The sequence below is a fragment of the Myxococcales bacterium genome (assembly GCA_016699535.1).
Classification (GTDB): Bacteria; Myxococcota_A; Polyangia; order Polyangiales.
The window spans coordinates 3206901-3223929 of sequence record CP064980.1 but is presented as its reverse complement, the minus strand read 5'-3'; the positions used below and the strand labels follow the sequence as shown (position 1 = coordinate 3223929).

15 protein-coding genes and 4 pseudogenes are annotated in these 17029 nt (G+C 50.4%); all 19 read right to left on the bottom strand.

What is annotated here, in order from left to right; translation table 11 throughout:
* Nucleotides 1-103 precede the first annotated feature (103 nt).
* Nucleotides 104-1003, bottom strand: coding sequence for a site-2 protease family protein (locus IPJ88_15210; GenBank protein QQR89528.1), 900 nt, complete (start codon nt 1001-1003; stop codon nt 104-106).
* Nucleotides 1004-1013: 10 nt separating this feature from the next.
* On the bottom strand, nt 1014-1589 hold the full coding sequence (locus IPJ88_15205; protein ID QQR89527.1) for a hypothetical protein: 576 nt from the start codon (nt 1587-1589) through the stop codon (nt 1014-1016).
* On the bottom strand, nt 1586-2002 hold the full coding sequence (locus IPJ88_15200; GenBank protein ID QQR89526.1) for a hypothetical protein: 417 nt from the start codon (nt 2000-2002) through the stop codon (nt 1586-1588). Before IPJ88_15200 ends, IPJ88_15205 begins: the two co-directional genes overlap by 4 nt.
* 47 nt (nt 2003-2049) lie before the next feature.
* Nucleotides 2050-2892 carry a 16S rRNA (cytidine(1402)-2'-O)-methyltransferase gene (gene rsmI, locus IPJ88_15195; GenBank protein QQR89525.1) on the bottom strand — a complete coding sequence of 281 codons (843 nt, stop codon included), beginning with the start codon at nt 2890-2892 and terminating at the stop codon, nt 2050-2052.
* A gap of 65 nt (nt 2893-2957) precedes the next feature.
* Nucleotides 2958-3907 (bottom strand): annotated as a pseudogene (locus tag IPJ88_15190) (RNA polymerase factor sigma-32).
* An 82-nt stretch (nt 3908-3989) separates the two neighbouring features.
* Nucleotides 3990-5027 (bottom strand): type II secretion system protein GspN, encoded by a 1038-nt coding sequence (gspN, locus tag IPJ88_15185; protein ID QQR89524.1) that lies wholly within the window; start codon nt 5025-5027, stop codon nt 3990-3992.
* On the bottom strand, nt 5017-5595 hold the full coding sequence (locus IPJ88_15180; GenBank protein ID QQR89523.1) for a type II secretion system protein M: 579 nt from the start codon (nt 5593-5595) through the stop codon (nt 5017-5019). Before IPJ88_15180 ends, gspN begins: the two co-directional genes overlap by 11 nt.
* Nucleotides 5596-5763: 168 nt before the next feature.
* Nucleotides 5764-7062 carry a pilus assembly protein PilM gene (pilM, locus tag IPJ88_15175; GenBank protein ID QQR89522.1) on the bottom strand — a complete coding sequence of 433 codons (1299 nt, stop codon included), beginning with the start codon at nt 7060-7062 and terminating at the stop codon, nt 5764-5766.
* Complete coding sequence (locus IPJ88_15170) at nt 7062-8312, bottom strand: general secretion pathway protein GspK (GenBank protein QQR89521.1); 1251 nt, start codon at nt 8310-8312, stop codon at nt 7062-7064. Before IPJ88_15170 ends, pilM begins: the two co-directional genes overlap by 1 nt.
* An 87-nt stretch (nt 8313-8399) precedes the next feature.
* Nucleotides 8400-9122, bottom strand: a complete 723-nt coding sequence (locus IPJ88_15165; protein ID QQR89520.1) for a prepilin-type N-terminal cleavage/methylation domain-containing protein — start codon at nt 9120-9122, stop codon at nt 8400-8402.
* On the bottom strand, nt 9119-9742 hold the full coding sequence (locus IPJ88_15160; GenBank protein QQR89519.1) for a hypothetical protein: 624 nt from the start codon (nt 9740-9742) through the stop codon (nt 9119-9121). Before IPJ88_15160 ends, IPJ88_15165 begins: the two co-directional genes overlap by 4 nt.
* A gap of 5 nt (nt 9743-9747) precedes the next feature.
* Complete coding sequence (locus tag IPJ88_15155; protein ID QQR89518.1) at nt 9748-10512, bottom strand: prepilin-type N-terminal cleavage/methylation domain-containing protein; 765 nt, start codon at nt 10510-10512, stop codon at nt 9748-9750.
* The gene (locus IPJ88_15150) at nt 10512-10895 is read right to left on the bottom strand and encodes a type II secretion system protein GspG (protein QQR89517.1); all 384 of its coding nucleotides are present in this window, start codon (nt 10893-10895) and stop codon (nt 10512-10514) included. Before IPJ88_15150 ends, IPJ88_15155 begins: the two co-directional genes overlap by 1 nt.
* Nucleotides 10896-10910: 15 nt before the next feature.
* Nucleotides 10911-11336, bottom strand: a complete 426-nt coding sequence (locus tag IPJ88_15145) for a hypothetical protein (protein QQR89516.1) — start codon at nt 11334-11336, stop codon at nt 10911-10913.
* A 3-nt stretch (nt 11337-11339) separates the two neighbouring features.
* Nucleotides 11340-12563, bottom strand: coding sequence for a type II secretion system inner membrane protein GspF (gene gspF, locus IPJ88_15140; protein ID QQR89515.1), 1224 nt, complete (start codon nt 12561-12563; stop codon nt 11340-11342).
* A gap of 3 nt (nt 12564-12566) precedes the next feature.
* A pseudogene (gene gspE, locus IPJ88_15135) lies at nt 12567-14626 on the bottom strand (type II secretion system ATPase GspE).
* Between the two features lie 159 nt (nt 14627-14785).
* Nucleotides 14786-15607, bottom strand: a pseudogene (locus IPJ88_15130) (type II secretion system protein GspD).
* A 21-nt stretch (nt 15608-15628) separates the two neighbouring features.
* Nucleotides 15629-15811 (bottom strand): annotated as a pseudogene (locus IPJ88_15125) (hypothetical protein).
* Nucleotides 15747-16997, bottom strand: coding sequence for a hypothetical protein (locus IPJ88_15120; GenBank protein QQR89514.1), 1251 nt, complete (start codon nt 16995-16997; stop codon nt 15747-15749). Before IPJ88_15120 ends, IPJ88_15125 begins: the two are co-directional and overlap by 65 nt.
* Nucleotides 16998-17029 lie beyond the last annotated feature (32 nt).

Sequence of the window (17029 nt, the reverse complement as noted above, 5' to 3'; positions counted from 1 at the left end):
GAATCGCAGCCTACAGGAGCCTAGCTTAATTCCAAGGTCTAGGGGGCGGAAGCAAGCGGAATCAAGACCAAGCCAGGTGGCTCAGGACTTTCTTAAACAAACACTATGCAACACGGATCCAAGACGGCATAAAGAGCAGGACAAAGAAACAAAGGGTTAACCAACCAATAGCCTTTCGCTTAGGAGAAAGTTGGTCATCATCGGTGGGCGGATGGGTTTTTCCAGATAGTCTTGTCATTAGCCACAAGATCCCTGCCCAAAACACCCAATGCATCCCAGCCATAAACTCCTGAATTAATGCTTCGCCACGAATCCCCTGAAGGTATGCCGCTGTCCAAAAACACAATGAGATGACCAGTCCCAAGAAGGGTAGCAGGTGTCGAATAAATTCCGAGCGGCTGTTCTGTCTCTTCCCCCAAAGTGCGTAAGCTACGTGTCCGCCGTCGAGTTGCCCTACGGGAAGAAGATTGATCATGGTGACGAGCAGCCCAGCCCAGCCTGCAAAAGCTGTTGAGTTTAGCCAGATGTCTTGTCCTGCCGGTAGCGGGCCGTGGCAAATATAGAGACAAAGCAGGTAGAATAGCGAACGGCCTTCGATGAGGTAGCTTCCGGTCTCGGGCATGCCACGTATTTCTGAAGTTGCAATGCCGTAGACGAGTACAGGCATGGTGACAAGTAATCCGGCAAGGGGTCCGCTCGCGCCAATATCTAAGAGTGCATTGCGCGTTTTGATCCGTCCTCGCATGTGAATAACGGCACCCATTGTGCCCAATAGGAAGAAGGGGACCGGAATAAAGTACGGAGGCGAGATAGGCACGCGATGAATACGGCCGGCGATGTAATGGCCAAATTCGTGCGCAAGGAGGATGGCCATAAGTGGTAAGGCAAAAGGCCAGCCAGTCAGAATGTTTCCTGGACTCCCCTCCATTCCGGCCCCTACGTAGAGGGTGGATAAAAAGGTAAGCACAATAAGTGCAAGCGGCAATGTCCAGTTGTTTTTCACAAGTATAGCGCTAGCTCTTTAGTAGTTGTCGTTCAAGATTGCTTAAACGTGTTTCCAGTCGTGCATCGATATCACCGATGTTGCTCAACACGACACATCCACCTCGGCTCATGCTCGCGTCGCATTCGATGTGAATCGCAGGGGCATGCTTTTGCACAAGGCCTTTAAGATAGCTTTTATCGTCAGGGTGCACGACAAGCGTAAGTTGCTTGGCTTGGGTGGCCTGCGCAATGGCTTGCTTTGCGATAGGGATGATGTGCTCCGGCCGTGTAACAATCTCATCTTGCACGATTTGAGCCGCGATGTTTATGCAAAGCGCAACGATGTCTTTTTCACTGTCATTCAAGGTGTTTGCATAGAGCTGTTGAGCTACTAGCAATTGCGAGGCGACCTGTGCGCGGCCCTGTTCGAGGCCTTCGCTCCGTGCTTGTTTGCGGATGGCCTCAGCGCTTTGTTCTGCTTTGTCTCGCAGCGCTTTGCAAAACGCTTCACTATCCTTAATAGCTTGTTCAGCCTGCTCGAGGCTTTCTAATTCCGCCTTCTTGATAATTCGTCCTTGGGTTTTTAGTGCTCGAATTGATGTCATGGCTGCTTGTTTGCTTGTCTACAGAGTCGTCGCAGATCCCGGAGTAATTCCGCGCTTGGCTTATAGCCGCTTCGGGGAATACAAGAATCGTCCGTCCATGAAGTGCTCACGTCGCGCAAGCGCGCGCTCGACAACCCTCCCTGGGGACTCTCGTCAATGCGCGAGGCGATCAGGGCCATCGCACGTGGGTGAAGAGCTTCTTTGTCTTTTGGGACGGCGTTGAGCGTAAGAACGATGTTGCGCAACATCTTCGGACGATCGGTCGCAGGCGTTTTTCGATAGTTATCAAAAAAGAAATCAATAGCAGTATGTTGTTGAGAACAGATCCACGCTTTGACGTGTTTCGCATCTTTTTTACCCATCAAAGTGGCGGCTAGAAAGAATCCGGCAACTGTATCTTCGGTCCACTGCATGCGCTTGAAGTGTAGGCTTAGATTCAGTTCAAGTCCATGAAGCAAATTTACGATTCAGATTCGCCTGTTTTTTTCATGTGTACGATGTAATCGTAGAGCTCTTGCTTTGAGCGACCGTCTTCAAGCGCGAGAGATTTTGCCATAGCGGAGGTTGAAAGCCCTTCTTTTTGTAGTGTTTCGATGCGCTCTTGCAGTTCGTCATCCTCGAGGCGTGCTGGGGTAGCGCCTGTCTCGTTAGTCGAAGGCTCTACCACAATGGTGATTTCCCCACGCACGCGCTCCACTTCCTGAAGTCGAGCATCGAGTTCCTGGAAACTTCCAACCAGTGCTTCTTCATGGATCTTCGTAAGCTCTCGAAAAATCGCTGCATTTCGCTCCGGCAGACACTTCGCAAGTTCTTGAATCGTGGCCTTGAGTCTAAACGGTGACTCGAAAAAGACCACGCACTCTTGAGAGCTTCTTAAGCGGACAAGGGCTTTTTTTCGTCGTGTGCCTGAGCGAGGCAAAAAGCCTAGGAAAAGCAATCCATCCCCTTGCAGTCCGCAAATCGATACGGCGGCGGTCAAAGCGCTAGGGCCCGGGATCGCAATCACTTCGATGTTTGCTTTTCGCGCCTCAGCAACAAGCTCAGTACCCGGATCACTTACTGAAGGGGTTCCCGCATCGGTGACGAGGCATATATTCTCGCCCTCTGACAGTCTGGAAACGATGGACTGCAGCGTTTTGGGACTGCTGTAGCTGTGAAAGGACCGCAGCTTTGTTGTGATCGCATAGTGAGAGCACAAAATTGAAGTTCGACGCGTATCTTCGGCAACAATTAGGTCAGCTTCCTTCAAAACCTTCAGTGCTCGAAAGGTAATATCCTCGAGATTCCCGATAGGGACCCCCACGACGTACAATTTCCCTTTACAGAGCATCGCGCTGGCTTCGAAGATTGTTTTCGCGTGGATAAGATCTATTCGCCAATAATATCAACTACCGTTTCTCCCAGCTTTTCCTGAAGGAAAACTTTCAATTTGTTTTGTAGGCGTTGCTCGATTTGCCGAACTCGTTCGCGACTTACTCCAATTCGTCGCCGAGCTGCTGCAAGGTCAAAGGGTCATCGGCCAACAACCGCTTATTAAAAATAGCAGCCTCTTTGTCTTTAAGAGTCGAGGAGAAGCTGTCCAATACGGCCCGGAGTTGTTCACCGACTTGTGCGTCCGCCAGCACGGTGTCTGCTTGATCCAAGCTATCATCGGGAACAAGATCAAGTCTGCTTTGGCCACGGCCATCGTCTTGGCTGCCCGCTATCGGAGTATCAAGGGAGAGGTCCCCAGCGCCCAGTCGACGCTCCATCTGAACGACTTCGGCTTCTTTAACGTTCAGCCGTTTGGCGATTTCTTGATGGGTAGGCTCGATACCCATCGATGTTAGTTTGGCTTTTTCCTTGTTGAGATTAAAGAAAAGTTTTCGCTGTGCTTGTGTTGTGCCCAGTTTTACAAGACGCCAATTGTTAAGAATGAAACGAAGAATATATGCTTTAATCCACCAAGCTGCGTAAGTTGAAAGCTTTACGCCGCGGTAAGGGTCGTATTTTTTTACGGCTTGCATGAGTCCAATGTTTCCTTCTTGGATCAAGTCAAGAATATTCTTGTAAGCACGACGGTACTCGTAGGCAATCTTTACAACCAAGCGTAGGTTTGCCGTAACAAGCTGAGCCGCAGCATCCAAGTCTCCTGTTTCCACGTACCGTTCCGCGAGCTCTTTTTGTTCCTGATGAGACAGAAGGGCATAAGCATTCACTTCACGCATATAAGCTTGCAGTGGGTCAAATCGACCCAGCGCATCGCTTGGCCGAAGTGCAAGCGATGCGCTGCCTGGATGCTCAGCTTCAGAGGAGGGGCTTTTCGAGGATGAATTCATAGGGCTATCTCGCTATTAACACACGACGAGGCGTTTTATTCTAGAAGTCATCTCAAAAACATCCCCTTTTTTGAGTCGCTCGCTAGCTCGGATTACGAGCTTTTCCGTCAGGAAGAGGGCGCAATCGGGTAAAATTGCCCCTCAAACGGTACTGCAGCCATCCGTCTGATGTTTTGGCACGCTTCATTTGCGGCAAGTTATCAAGAATCATGAAGAGGCCAATGTTCGTGTCGTTCTTCTTTTTGTAGGCATCATTAAACTTGAACTTAACAAGCGCGTTAACCGCACTTTGGTTGAAAGGGAAGCGTGGCCGAATCTCACCGCTTCCTTGGAGCTCAAGGTCTTTGCCGCTGCTTTGAAATTGGTCAATCTTCCCTATACCGTTTTCGATGCTGACGTGGGCTTCGAGGTCCCCAGCGTCGATTTTTGCTAACTTCATACCAGGGGGGACATCTTTGATTTTAAGCGCGGCTTTATCATCACCAATACTCAGCCCTTCGATGCTGAGTTCGATTTCTCCGTTGTTCTCAGCCGCTTCTTTAGCAACATTGAGTTCGATGCTGCCGTTGATGAGACCCGTGGATGGTAATCCGATTAAGCTTTCGATCAGCGCGAGCTCTTTGAGGTCGACGTCGTCAATATCCGCGTCAAGAGAAAACCCTTCTTCACGGCCCGAGTAGCTCCCATCGATTTCTCCGTCACCTAATTCGACATCAAAAGAGGCGCTTTTCTTTCCAACAAGCAATGAAAGAATCGATGGATGAATGGTTACGGCATCGGCAGAAAAACCGGAAGCTTCTTGATCGCTGATGGTGGTTCTTTTTCGGAAATGAACATTCTTTAATTTAACCCCAGTAAACCAGTGGGGACGGAGGGAATCGACCTCAAGAATATAAGCGCTCCGTCCACGTTCGCCGTTGGGCAGTCTAGGATAGTGAAACTCCTGTAAAGCAAAGTCTTTCAACTGGCCGTACGGAAACAAGAGATAGGAAAACAGCAAAAAGAGAAATAGATAGCTAGCACCAAGTGCAATTAGCGTGCGACGCCGCGACTTTGCAATGTAGGCGACGGCTCTAGCAAAGGACTCTTTGGCAAGGTTTTTTAAGTGTTCAAGGTTCACTCTTTGCACTTTCTTTTTCGGGGTGTTTGTCGAAAGCCACAACGCCTAGCTTTACGGAAAAGCGATCCACTCCCATTTGTGTGTGAGATATCTGGATCTCATCGACGGCAACAGGGTACTGGCTGTTCTCTACGGCGGCAATTAGCTCTGCGGCGGGCCGGAGTGGAACATCCGGTAAATCAACTTTGACACCACGACGTGTAAAGCCGGGGACCTCGGCATTGGGTTGCGGTTGGGTTCGCGCGACCGTTAATCCGACGCGTTGGCCTTGCTCCTCTAGAAAGGCACTTAGGTCAGGGGCGCGTGTTGCAAATCGGCGCTCTGCTGCACGTCGGGCTGCTCCCCGCTTTTCAAGAATGCCTTGGTTTTGATTGATCTCCTTCAACACTTTCCGTATTTCTTCGTTCTCGGAGCTGGTCGAAGAGGCTTGTTGCAGGACCAAGAAAAGAGGAATAAAGATCAGTAGCCCGGCAAAAACAGCTCCTAACGCAGCGACGAGGCGGCGTTCGCGATCACTTAGCCCATCCCACATGCGGCGTGGCGTTTCGATGAAACTAGTTAGATTCATTGCCTTTCCTTTCGGTGCTAACGCTCGTCCCTGGACAATTTAGGTCTGCTTCGACTTTGTAACGAATGCGACCGTCGCCGGCAGGGGAGGTTCCTGCTTCATTGAGGTCTTTACTGCATTCGTGCTTGCCTAGGTTAGCGATGACTTCCGCGCGCTCACTGTTATTCGTTAGAATTCTTCGAGTTCCAAGCGTCCGCGCCCTCCACCGATGCCGAGCTCGATGCGAAGTTGTCTGGTGTCATGCGCGATGTTGGGTGGGACGGCGTTACTTACAAATTCCATAATATCAAACGCTCGTATCTCGGGCAGTGGGTTTTTGCCTTGCCCGCGTCCTTCCAAAAGTTCTCTAGCGCGCTTTGGGTCGCTGGCCTCGTCATCAAACACTTTTTTACTAAGCTGCGAGAGTTCTATTTTCAGAGCTTCGTTTTGGTTCTCGAGCAGTTGTAAATGTCCGTAGGCAAACACTACGAAGGATACAACGATAGCTACCGCACAAGCAGCGAGCAAACCCGCTCGTTCGCGCAAAACGCTTGTTGCTCGCTCAGGCCTGAATTCTCCGGAACGGAGGTTAATTCGTTTCCCTCGCCCGAGAATCCTCGCCGCAAGCGCTGCAGCTCGCGCATAACGTGTTGTCTGTTCGGCCTCAAGGCCGCTTGCCACAGGCAATAAAAGGGTGTCGGTCGGGATGTGAAGTAATTCCGAGACCCACCGTGAGGCATTGGGAAGAGTACTTCCTTCTCCGACAATATAGGCTTGAACGGGCAAAAGTCCGTTTGAGGCTCGATAGGAGGCAAGGGTTTGTTTGATTTGCATCGCTAGCGTCTCAGGGCTTGACTGGCTGCTGCGTACTCCATGAGAAAGCGTGCGCGCTAAGACACAATGACCGTTTTGAATGATGCAGACATCCGTTTCTGCATTTCGGAAATCAACAAGAACGATCGGTCCGGGTGCACGTAAATCAGCCAGCAGTGGAGCTAGACCATCAAGCGATGCCGCTCCGATTGCGATTTCGCGAGGACTCAGGCCCGCTGAAGAGAACAATTCAATGGTGTCTTCAAGTGCGGATTTGGGAACGGCGGTTGCAAGCACTTGCAACGATTCGTCCCCCTTTGCGACACTCTGATAGTCAAAAACAACCTCCTCAATGTCGAAGGGGAGTTCAGCCTCAAGTTCGTTCGGAACCAAGCCGTCAAGGTGACGAAGCGCTACCTTGGGAAAGTTCAGTGTTCGCATGGAAACGATCCCACCAGAGATGGCGCAAACGACGGAGTCGGTCTCCGAGGAAAATCGCTGCTGAAGTTCGCGGAGCCCCTCGTAGATAGCTTTGCGTTTTAGCTCATCGCTTACGAGATCTTTGTCGAGAACGATTTCATCATAAGCGAGGAGTTCGTGACTACGAAGTGAGCTTCGTAGTAACACCGCTTTGATGCTATGCGCGTCAATATCAATTCCTATTACTCTTGCCATCAGTTAACCCGCCAGTATTGAATAACCCCGGTTGCAGGCATGACCGCAGTATTTGGTGGCGGCGGTGCCCAACGGTTGTGAAAATTGACAACGCTGCGAATGCTAACACGAGAACGGCCAGCGCTGCCTGTCGATTGAATTAAGATAAGGTAGGACTCGGTAGTAAATGCAGCTTCCAAATTTTTACGAACATCTTGATTGATAGTAACGGGACGAAACAGTAACGAGGGGTCTTCTCCTAAGAAGCTTTTGAGGGTTGGGAACAGATCGTTCTGGTTGCCTTTGCCCTCTACAAAATTTACAAAATCCGTGGCCGAACTAAACCAGGGAATAGGGAACATCCCCCGCACGGTGTTTACCAGCTGGACAAACTTGGCGCCCTCCATGGTGTCCAGGCATAGGGGCTGATCTGAAATGTATGAACAAAGTGTAGCAAGCATTGCTTCGGGCTTCGCCATGTTAGGATTTAAGGAACCTGTTCCGTAAACAGTCATAAGGTCTTCACAGGGGTTTTCTGGTTTTGGGCTTACAAATGTCGCCCAGAATTCATCGCTAAAGCCACGAACCAAACGTAACTCCTCAAGCGAATCAAAGGGAGCATTTTTTGATTGGTAAGGGTCTTTAAGCGACTGATAAACGTTATCTTCACTTCCCGCACTCGTTACAGTGCGCGCTCCGGGATCAAAATTGGTGGCTTGCTGGTCAAAATCCCACCAATCGACAATGTCACCCACGATATTAAGGCGAGAAGAAAACTGTCCATCTGCATCTCGTCCGCTAAAAAGTGGATCGTATGGGCTTGGACTTTGATAGCCTCCTAGAAGGGAAAAGACTTGAGAGGCAACACTTTGTCTTGCGTGCTCTCCTTGCAACGCGAGCGGTGAGTTGACATTGATTTTACGGTTTTCGGCACAGGCCAATATCTCAAAACTTCCCCCGGCGTTTCCCAACCCTTCTGCAGAGCCAAGGTCCAAGCCGATTTGTGTTGCGGCGGCAGTGGCTCCTTCCAAATCGGAGAACATCGATAAAGCTTCGGTTGCATATTCCCAGACAGGTAGCTGTGGAGGTGTGCGTTGCGTCATCATTTGGATAAGAGGAGCTGTTGCTTGTCTTACTAAAGGCTCAGTGGAGATCAAAAGTCGTGTAAGATTGATGCCGCTTCGCGCCATATACTCCGCTTTTAGCTCATCACGTTTGGCATTGGCCGACACAAAAAAAGTATGCGTGTTTTCATGTAAATCGGCCACCATGACCGCCAATATAGCAATGCTGACAGCACCACTACCAAGGCCACCCCTTGTTCTTTTTTGATGCTTGTCTTTTGCTGGGGTTAGAGGTCATGGTTTGTACATCGCATGGTTAATGGCGTAACGAAGTGGTAGTGACGCTCTCGTACTTAGGCTAAGTTTTTTTGGATTGCGTTCGCCTTCGTCCATTTCAATCGCAAGCGTGATCTTAACTTGCGAAGGCAGACGGTTGAGCTGGCCAGTGGCTTGCATCGTGTCCCACTCGCGAACCCATTCGTGACTCAGTGGATCGAGATATTCAAGGTTAAATTCAATGACATCCCGCATTAGAATCATCGATTCGCCACCCTCGCGTGGATGATCATCCGGTCGGCGTTGCTCCCTACGCGCCAAGACTTTCTTTCTGGGGTTGTCTGGATCGGCTGCAAGGAAATAGGAAAGCTCGTTGATATCGGATTCATGCGCATTGGCAAAAAGTCGTTGGTGGGAAAAAGAGGTAAAGTCGATCCGATCCCGATCTCCGCGATCATCGCCAACAAATATCGTTTGGATGGTTTGCAGCGAGGGGCTTGGGTTGATCTGAGCTGAAACAAAGGCCATGGACAAATCACGAACCATGCGCTCCAAGGAAAGTGACATCTCATGGTAGTGATCGATTGAATTTTCAATCCGCTTTTTGTTTCGAGTGGTTTGTGAGAAGCCTTGCCACACAAGGGTTGAAACGATTGATAAAATACCAATAGCAATCAGCACTTCGATCAGGGTCATTCCCCGCACACGAACGTCTTTGGTGACGATAACGTCCTGTATCATGGCCTAACCCCAGAGCTCGTGCCAGTCGGAGTTGCCGTGGTGCCAAGATTTGCAGGCAAGCCAGTTGCAATGTTACTTGTTGGGTTTTCCGAAACAAGATACTGGACGACTTCAAACGATGTGGGACGTTTTCCTTCTTGCCAATTTACGATAACTTCAACTCGCCGGACCTGCTCTTCAATGGCGGGCTGCAGCAACGGATATACATATTGCATAGCCATTTCGGTAAGTCCTCCGGACTCGAAGCTGCCCATCTGGCTCGCTACATCGGTGCTATCTTTTGTGTCGCTACCCGGCAGATCAGCTTTTTGCGGGGCGTTCAGACTATCTTCGCTTGCGGAGTTTCCGCTAATATCGGGATCCGGAAGCTCCAAGCGGGTGATCTTCCATTCGCATTGAAAGCCTTCAGGCGTTGCATCTTCACAGCAATCACCCCGATCGTCATCTGAAATCGCGGGGAAGCCTTCTTTGGCAAGTTTTTCTTCTATCTCGCCCATTTTGCAGCGTGCCAATAACGTCGCTACCACTGTTTTCTTTGCGTGTGTTGCAACCCGTACGGCTCCGGCTTCACTTGAAAAAATAGCGGTAAGAGAAACGCCCAATATGGCTACCGCAATCATGACCTCTAAAATAGAAAAGCCTTGTGCAGCATGAGACGATGGCCGAAGTTGCAGAGAAGGGGCATCACAATTGTCCTCAACTTCGGAGTACGATTCCGCAGAGTCAAAGCCGTAGTCGGTACATATTTGCCCGCATGAATGGTGCCTCGAGCGGTAAGAGGGTGTAGTTCCAGGGAATAAACGTCGTTGCCTGATTCGCTCCCAATCTGCAGCACTGCGTGTTCAGTCTGCCCGTTCGGAAAGAAATAAATGGAGCCCGAAGCATTGCTGCCTTCAATGGGAATGGGCGAGTGCGGAACTAATAGACGAAGAAAACGAAGACCTTTTGCGCCAAGTTTTTGAGATGCGTAGCGCTTGATGGGCTTTCCATCGCTACCGGCTATGGGATGAAATGGCGAAGGCGTGGGTTTGGGGTCAAACGTTCCTTCTAAGCGAGCACGTGCCATTGCCCACGGGTCGCTCGTTTCGGTTTCGCTTTCATTTTTATCGCCTTGGTTTAGCAGCACTGTGCCGTCGGATTCCTGTATGGAAAAGACGTTTTTCTGAAAATCAAAAGCGATGCGTACGGTCTTCTGTTGTGAAATCGCACGGGTGTACGCAAAGCGTGAAGCTGATAAAACGCGAACGCAGGCTGACCGCAGACGGCTTCGTGTGGCTGCACCGGTGGAAAAACTAATTCCCGTTGCAGCGACAGCCACAAGAGCCAAGACAATTAGAATCTCAATAAGGGTCATCCCGAGCATTGAGTTTCTGGCCTGCGCGTTCTTCATTACTTGATATCGTCCTCAGTACCGAACTCGCCGTCCGGTCCACCGGAAGAAACCTCGATGTCATCGGATGTGCATTCGATCCGAAAATCGTTGCCCCAGGCATCTTGAGTTCTTGCTCCTTGGTCCAGAAACTTGTTCTCAATGAGTTCTCCGACGCTAGGACAGCCTGTGTTGTCAGAAAGCCAGATGATGGCAGCTGAGCGAACGGTTTGAACATCTGCCGTCGTTTGTTTGATTTTGGCTTTATTGAACTGCGGTATTAGCGCAAAGCCCACACCGGCTGCGACGAGAGCGATAATGGCCATGACCACCATGATCTCAACGAGCGTCATGCCCTCAAGACTACTTTGGTGTTGGCGTTGGTTTTGATTTGTTTTCATCACACTATTTCTCCTTTGCTAGTAAAGGTTGTCGTTGACTAAAAATGAACCACTGGGTCCAGCGGACATCACGACAATGCCTCCTGCATCATTTTCTTTGTTAGGACAGACAATTTTTAACTCGCGGCCCCAACCATCTCGTGGGATGGCACGAAGCCCAAACTCGTTATCTTGTTCTTTGCCGATCAGATCCAATATGGATGGAGGGCAACGCTCTTGCTCGATGCGATAGCTGTAAAGGGCTTGCTCGACTTGATGAATAACAGCCCAAGTTGTTCGAATTCTACTTCGCTCTTCAATATGGTGGCTGAGAAAGATGACAGTAGCACCAATTAGGCAGAACATTAAAAGAACTCGTAGCCGTCGTCCTCCGAGCAAATCTCCAAGCCGGACCAATTGGCCTTCCCATGGCAGTGCAATACGTTCTTTGTGTCGTCGTACCATAAGCTATCCTATGAACTCGTTGAGTCTCATGAGTGGCATGAGAATTGAAAAAGCTATCGTTCCAGCAATCCCGCCCATTAGCGCAATCATGGTGGGCTCCAGGAGTGAGGTAAGCATGGTGAGTTTGTTGTCAACTTGATCTTCGTAGGCCATGGCTACGTTTTCAAGCATGTCTTCGAGGTGCCCGGAACGTTCTCCGATAGCGATCATATGCGTTACGATGGGGGGGAAATGGCCACTGCGTTTGATGGGCCCGGCGATGCTTTCGCCCTCGCGGACGGATGTGCGTGCTTCCTCAATGACGTTCATCAAGATTGTATTTCCTAGCACGCGCCGAGAGATGTCCATGGCGTTGAGCATGGGTACGCCGCTTGAAAGAAGAGTCGATAAGGTGCGGCTAAAACGAGTCACTGCAATCATGACAATGAGCTGTCCAATTTGTGGAACGCGTAGCAAAAACCTATCCCATTTTTCGCGTCCCTCCTCGGTGCTCTTCCAACGGCGAAACCAATAAAAAAGACCACCGAAAACAGCAAGCAGAGCCCACCAGTAACCCGAGATGAGATGGCTTGTCCCAATGAGCATGCGCGTGTACCACGGCAGTACTTGATCGAAGTCTTCAAAGATTGACGTGACTTTTGGCACGACGACTACCATCATTAACGCGATGACGGCAAAACCCATGAGGCCCATAAACATGGGGTAGGCCATCGCACTGACGACTTTCCCACGAAGACGTGCTTGCGATTCTAAGAACTCAGCCAATCGTTCAAGTACAACTTCCAAGGTTCCTGAAGCCTCTCCGGCGCTTACCATGTTGATGTACAGTGGAGTAAATATTTTTGAGTGCTCAGCTAGTGCCTCAGCGAGGCTAATGCCTTCGTTGACCTTATCGCGCGTTTGATTGAAGGCCGCTTTGAGCTCTGGCTTCTCAAGCTGTTCGATGAGCGCATTGAGGGCTTCGACCAAAGGAATCCCGCTCTTGAGCAGCGTCGCTAAAAGGCGAGTCGAAACGGCAACATCACTTATTGAGATGCGTTGAAACAGTTTCTTGAAATTGATGTCTTTGCTTGCCGCGAGTGTTTGAGAATTCTGCTCTTGTACATGGGTAACGAGAATTCCTTCTTTGCGTAGAAGCGCTCGCGCCGCTTTTGCCGAATCGGCATCGCGAACGCCTTTTAGCGTTCGGCCTTGGCTATTGACACCTTTCCATGCAAAAGCAGTCACGGCTTATTCCAACTCCCCAGCCTGCGTTGCCGCGAGCACTTCATCAATGCTTGTTTTTCCCGCTAAGACTTGCCGAGCGCCGTCTTCACGCAATGAGCGCATGCCATGTTGTGCCGCAACTCGATGAATGGATTTTGAATCACTGTTTTGGTTAATTTCCCGGCGTACGGCTTCATCAACGCTAAGCAATTCATAGATACCCAGCCGGCCTCGATATCCTGTGCCAGCGCAATGCTCACAGCCTTTGGGCTTGTAAAAGGCGCTGTGTTCTGGGACGGTTAGAGTTCCTTTTTCCCCCTGCAAAGCTTTGAGCTTGGCTATGTCAATGGAAGGGTTAGTGCGCGTCGACACCAACTCCGGATTGATGCCAAGCGCGCGCACTTCTTCGGTTGAAGGGTCATAGAGTTCTTTGCAGTGCTGACAAAGTCGTCTTACAAGCCGTTGCGCAAGCACTGCAAGCAGGGTCGAAGAAATATGAAAGGGCTGAATCCCCATTTCCGCAAGACGCGTTATGGCTCCTGCTGCATCGTTTGTATGCAGTGTTGATAAAACCAAGTGACCGGTAAGCGATGCGTGAATCGCAATCTCTGCAGTTTCATGATCACGAATTTCGCCGACCATGATGACGTCCGGGTCTTGCCTTAAAAAGCTTCGGAGGCCAGAAGCGAAAGTCAATCCGATTTTGGGCTGAATTTGGACTTGTCCAATTCCCTTAAGTTCATACTCTACAGGATCTTCAATCGTTAAAATGTTAATGCCAGGCTTGTTGACTTTGTTTAAGCAGGCATAAAGCGTTGTGGTCTTACCTGACCCGTTGGTCCGGTGACAAGAATAATCCCGTTAGGGCGTGTGATGAACGATTCCATCACATGCAACTGGCTCGGATCAAAACCCAAATCGGGTAAATCAAGCAGTACTTGTTCCTTGTCGAGCAGACGCATGACGATTCGTTCGCCTTTTGCAGTCGGTACGGTTGAGACACGTACATCGACGAGTTTGCCAGCGATTTTCTTTGTAATACGACCGTCTTGAGGCAAACGTTTTTCAGCGATGTTAAGACCTGCCTCGATCTTAATGCGGCTTACGATGGACGGCAGAAACCCTTTATGAGCTGTTTTGACGGGGTAGAGTTCTCCGTCTATTCGGGTTCTTACAACAACTTGGTTGTCGCTGGGCTCAATGTGAATATCAGAGACTCGGTCGCGTACGGCATTGTAAAAGAGATTGTTGACCCAGCGGATGACGGGAGCCTCATCTTTCATATCAATAAGGTCTTGAAGTTCCTCTTCCGTGTGACCATCTTTCGCTTCCGAAAGAGCGGTTTCATCTTTGCGTTCATAAACGCGGTTGATGGCATCAAAAACAGTGCTTTCAAGTGCCGCGACTGGAATCGTCGGCTTGTTCAAAAGCGCACGAAGATCGTCCAATGGCGCAAGATCAAGGGGGTTGGCAACCGCGACGATCACGTTCCCATTTTTCTCTGCAAAGGGCAGAAGGCTGTGTTGTCGTGCAAAGGTAATGGGCACAAGCTCAATCAACTCGGTCGGGATCTTATCGACTTGAATTTGAGAAACAATCTCCATGCCCATTTCTTTAGCAAGTGCTTCAAGCAACTTGTCTTCATCAATGAGACGTGCTGCAAGCAAAATGTCGGTAAGTGGACTGCCCTTCTTTTCGGCAGCCTCCAAAGCTTCCGCCAGTTTCTCGCTGCTAAGCGCGCCATGCTTGACGAGTACTTCGCCGACAAAATCAGTCTGCATCACTATTCCCGTCTCCTCCTTCAGGGACTCTGAGTCGACTTCATTTCTGCTTCGCCCGAAGGTTCCGCGAAAGGGAGAGATTGGAGGAGAAGGAATTCCTTCGCTGCTGGAAGTGTCATCGGAGCTTGAATTGTAGTCTGAACTCGGGCCCACGGTTGTTTGCTCGCCATCTGGACCAATGATTACGTTACCTTCGGAAGGCTCGTAGTCCTCTGGCGATGAGTTGCCCACTGCGGCTCTTGGTTTGTGTTCAAGACGCGGCGCATTTTCTGCGTCAAGCAGAAGTTGATGATCTGCTTCCATGGAGTCCATCTCGTTGGTCATTTCAGCAAACAGGCCACGCGTTCGCGAGTAGTCAATCGGTGGTGTGTATTCGTGGTCGTTGAACACCATGTAGCGATCCACGAATTCTTGGCGCTCCTGAAGCTTGCGTTCAAAAATGGCACGCAAATCGGCTGGCTCTCTAATTATGTAAGGCGTGAGAAACAAAAGGAGGTTCGACTTTCGAGTTTCTCGATGCGTGCTCCGGAAAAGTGCACCGATCAGAGGAATATCACCTAGAATCGGAACTTTGGTTTCGGATTTCACAACGGTGTCTCGCATCAAACCGCCAATCACCACGGTTTCTTGATCCTCTACAGCGAGCTGCGTCTTGGCTGTGCGTTTAGTTAAGGTTTTAACGCCCAGCGTGCCTTCATTTGAAGCCGCTACTTCGGAAATCTCTTCTTCGATCTCTAAACGAATTTCATCGGAGTCATTAATGTGAGGTGTGATGCGAATGGTGGTTCCCACGTCTTGACGCGGCACGTTTCCGAAACCGCCGAGAGCTCCAAGTGCGCCTAATCCCCCAAGCCCTGAGGTAGCTGCGTTTGTTTGTCCGCTTGCGCCGGCAAGCCCGGATAGTCCGGACAATGCAGATCCGAAACCGTTGGTTTGAAGTGGGACGTTTTCGCCAATGCTTATTTCCGCTTCTTCGTTGTCCATTGCAATCAAATGTGGCGTGGCGAGAATGTTGGCGTCCGATGATTGTGCGATGGCGTTAAGTGCGACGCCAAAAGCCGGTAAGGAAAGGCCAATGCTTTGGGCGACATCGATTTGTGGTCCACGTACGCCAACGGCAAGACCGCTGAGCAGCTTACTTGTTGATGTTGGATCCGAAAGCAACCCCACCGTGTTTTGAGCTTGCCATCCCAACACACCAATGGAACCATCCGTGGGCTGATCCGATACACCGCCATGAAATTGGACACCCAGGTCTCGTGAACGACTGACGGAAAGATCCATGATGGCTGCTTCAATGAAGACTTGACGCCTGCGTTGGTCGAGCTTTTCAATGATTGGACGCAGGGTAGCGTAGTCATGACTCGAAGCCGTGATAACAAGAGCGTTGTTTGCGGTGTGTGCTGTGATGCGGATTTGCCCTTCAAACTGAGCACTGGTTGGACCGGCAGGACCGCTGCTTGCCGCACGACCCTTGCCGCCAGAAGAGCCTGAGCTTGAACTCCGAGTTGCCTGACAGGTTGCTCAAGGTTGAAGCGATTTGTTCAGCATCACCGTGTTGTAAATAGTGAATATGAATGCGGCCTTCGCCTTCAAGTGATTTGTCCAGCTCACGGATGATTTCAAGCATGCGCAAATAAGCGCTTTCTGTTGCGACAATGATCAGCGAGTTCGATCGTTCATCGGCTACTATTTTCGTAACGCGTGAATCGCCCGATCCAAGGCCAATCGTTGCCGAGTTGTTGGACTTTGAGCCTGCGGTTTCCCTTCGTGACGGGCTTTTGGAGGCACTGGAGCTTGAAGAAGGACTTCCGCTTCCGGCTGAGCGTGCTGAAGGAAACATGTCTTCTAAAGTCTTTGCAAGGTCGCTGGCATCGGCATAGTACACCGGCTCGATCCATACCTGCTCGCCGGTGCGCTGCACATCGATGCTTTCCAAGATACGCATCATTCGTTGAATGTTCGTGCCGGTGTCCGTGATGATGATGGTGTTGGTCGGTGCGTAGGCAGTGATGCTGCCCTCTGAGGAACTGAAACGGCCGAGCAGCTGAGTTACATCATCGGCGCTTAGATTTGAAAGCCGGTGCATTCGCGTGACGTAGCGGTCATCACCTGGAGTCGATTCGCCAGGGACATAGGTTTGAAGTGGTTGCTTTTCAACGCCTGCGGTCTCGACAATTTTCAAGTAGCGTCCGGCGGGAACGACCGTCATGCCATTCATCTCAAGGATGGAAAGAAAGGCACGGTAGGCTTCTGCTGCAGTGACTTCAGTTGGCGCAAAGACGGTAGCTTTGATACTGCGAACCTTTCCAGGCAAAATGAAACGCCGACCTGTGATCTGAGAAATAAGTCGTACAAGCTCAGGCAAATCCGCATCTTCGAGATTAAAAGTAATGCGTGCTCCAGGAGGGGTCGGCTTGTATTCAAGACCCGTCTCAAAGGCTTTCATGTCGGATGGAAGCGCTGCATTGTCTGCTGGTTGCTGCGTAGCGGGTGGCGTAGGAATCGCCGGTGCTCCTCTGGGACGAGGTCTTGGTTGGCCATCGCGTGGTGTTGCAACTCTGGGCGAAGGGGGCGTAAGTTTAGGACCGGGGCTTGGGGCTTCTTCTTTTACGGGCTGCTTTGGTTTGGGTTGTGCAAAGGCTGCACTGCTTCCCAGCATAAGCGTTGCCATGAGGACGCTTTAGCACGCGGCAAAAAAAGTGT

What these genes read in the sequence shown, in the direction of transcription:
- pilM (QQR89522.1), bottom strand. Translation starts at nt 7,062, where the DNA reads ATGGCAAGAGTAATAGGAATTGATATTGACGCGCATAGCATCAAAGCG.
- IPJ88_15120 (QQR89514.1), bottom strand. Translation starts at nt 16,997, where the DNA reads ATGGCAACGCTTATGCTGGGAAGCAGTGCAGCCTTTGCACAACCCAAA.
- IPJ88_15205 (QQR89527.1), bottom strand. Translation starts at nt 1,589, where the DNA reads ATGACATCAATTCGAGCACTAAAAACCCAAGGACGAATTATCAAGAAG.
- IPJ88_15165 (QQR89520.1), bottom strand. Translation starts at nt 9,122, where the DNA reads ATGATACAGGACGTTATCGTCACCAAAGACGTTCGTGTGCGGGGAATG.
- IPJ88_15160 (QQR89519.1), bottom strand. Translation starts at nt 9,742, where the DNA reads ATGATTGCGGTAGCCATATTGGGCGTTTCTCTTACCGCTATTTTTTCA.
- IPJ88_15155 (QQR89518.1), bottom strand. Translation starts at nt 10,512, where the DNA reads ATGAAGAACGCGCAGGCCAGAAACTCAATGCTCGGGATGACCCTTATT.
- IPJ88_15170 (QQR89521.1), bottom strand. Translation starts at nt 8,312, where the DNA reads ATGGTGGCCGATTTACATGAAAACACGCATACTTTTTTTGTGTCGGCC.
- IPJ88_15145 (QQR89516.1), bottom strand. Translation starts at nt 11,336, where the DNA reads ATGGTACGACGACACAAAGAACGTATTGCACTGCCATGGGAAGGCCAA.
- IPJ88_15180 (QQR89523.1), bottom strand. Translation starts at nt 5,595, where the DNA reads ATGAATCTAACTAGTTTCATCGAAACGCCACGCCGCATGTGGGATGGG.
- IPJ88_15200 (QQR89526.1), bottom strand. Translation starts at nt 2,002, where the DNA reads ATGCAGTGGACCGAAGATACAGTTGCCGGATTCTTTCTAGCCGCCACT.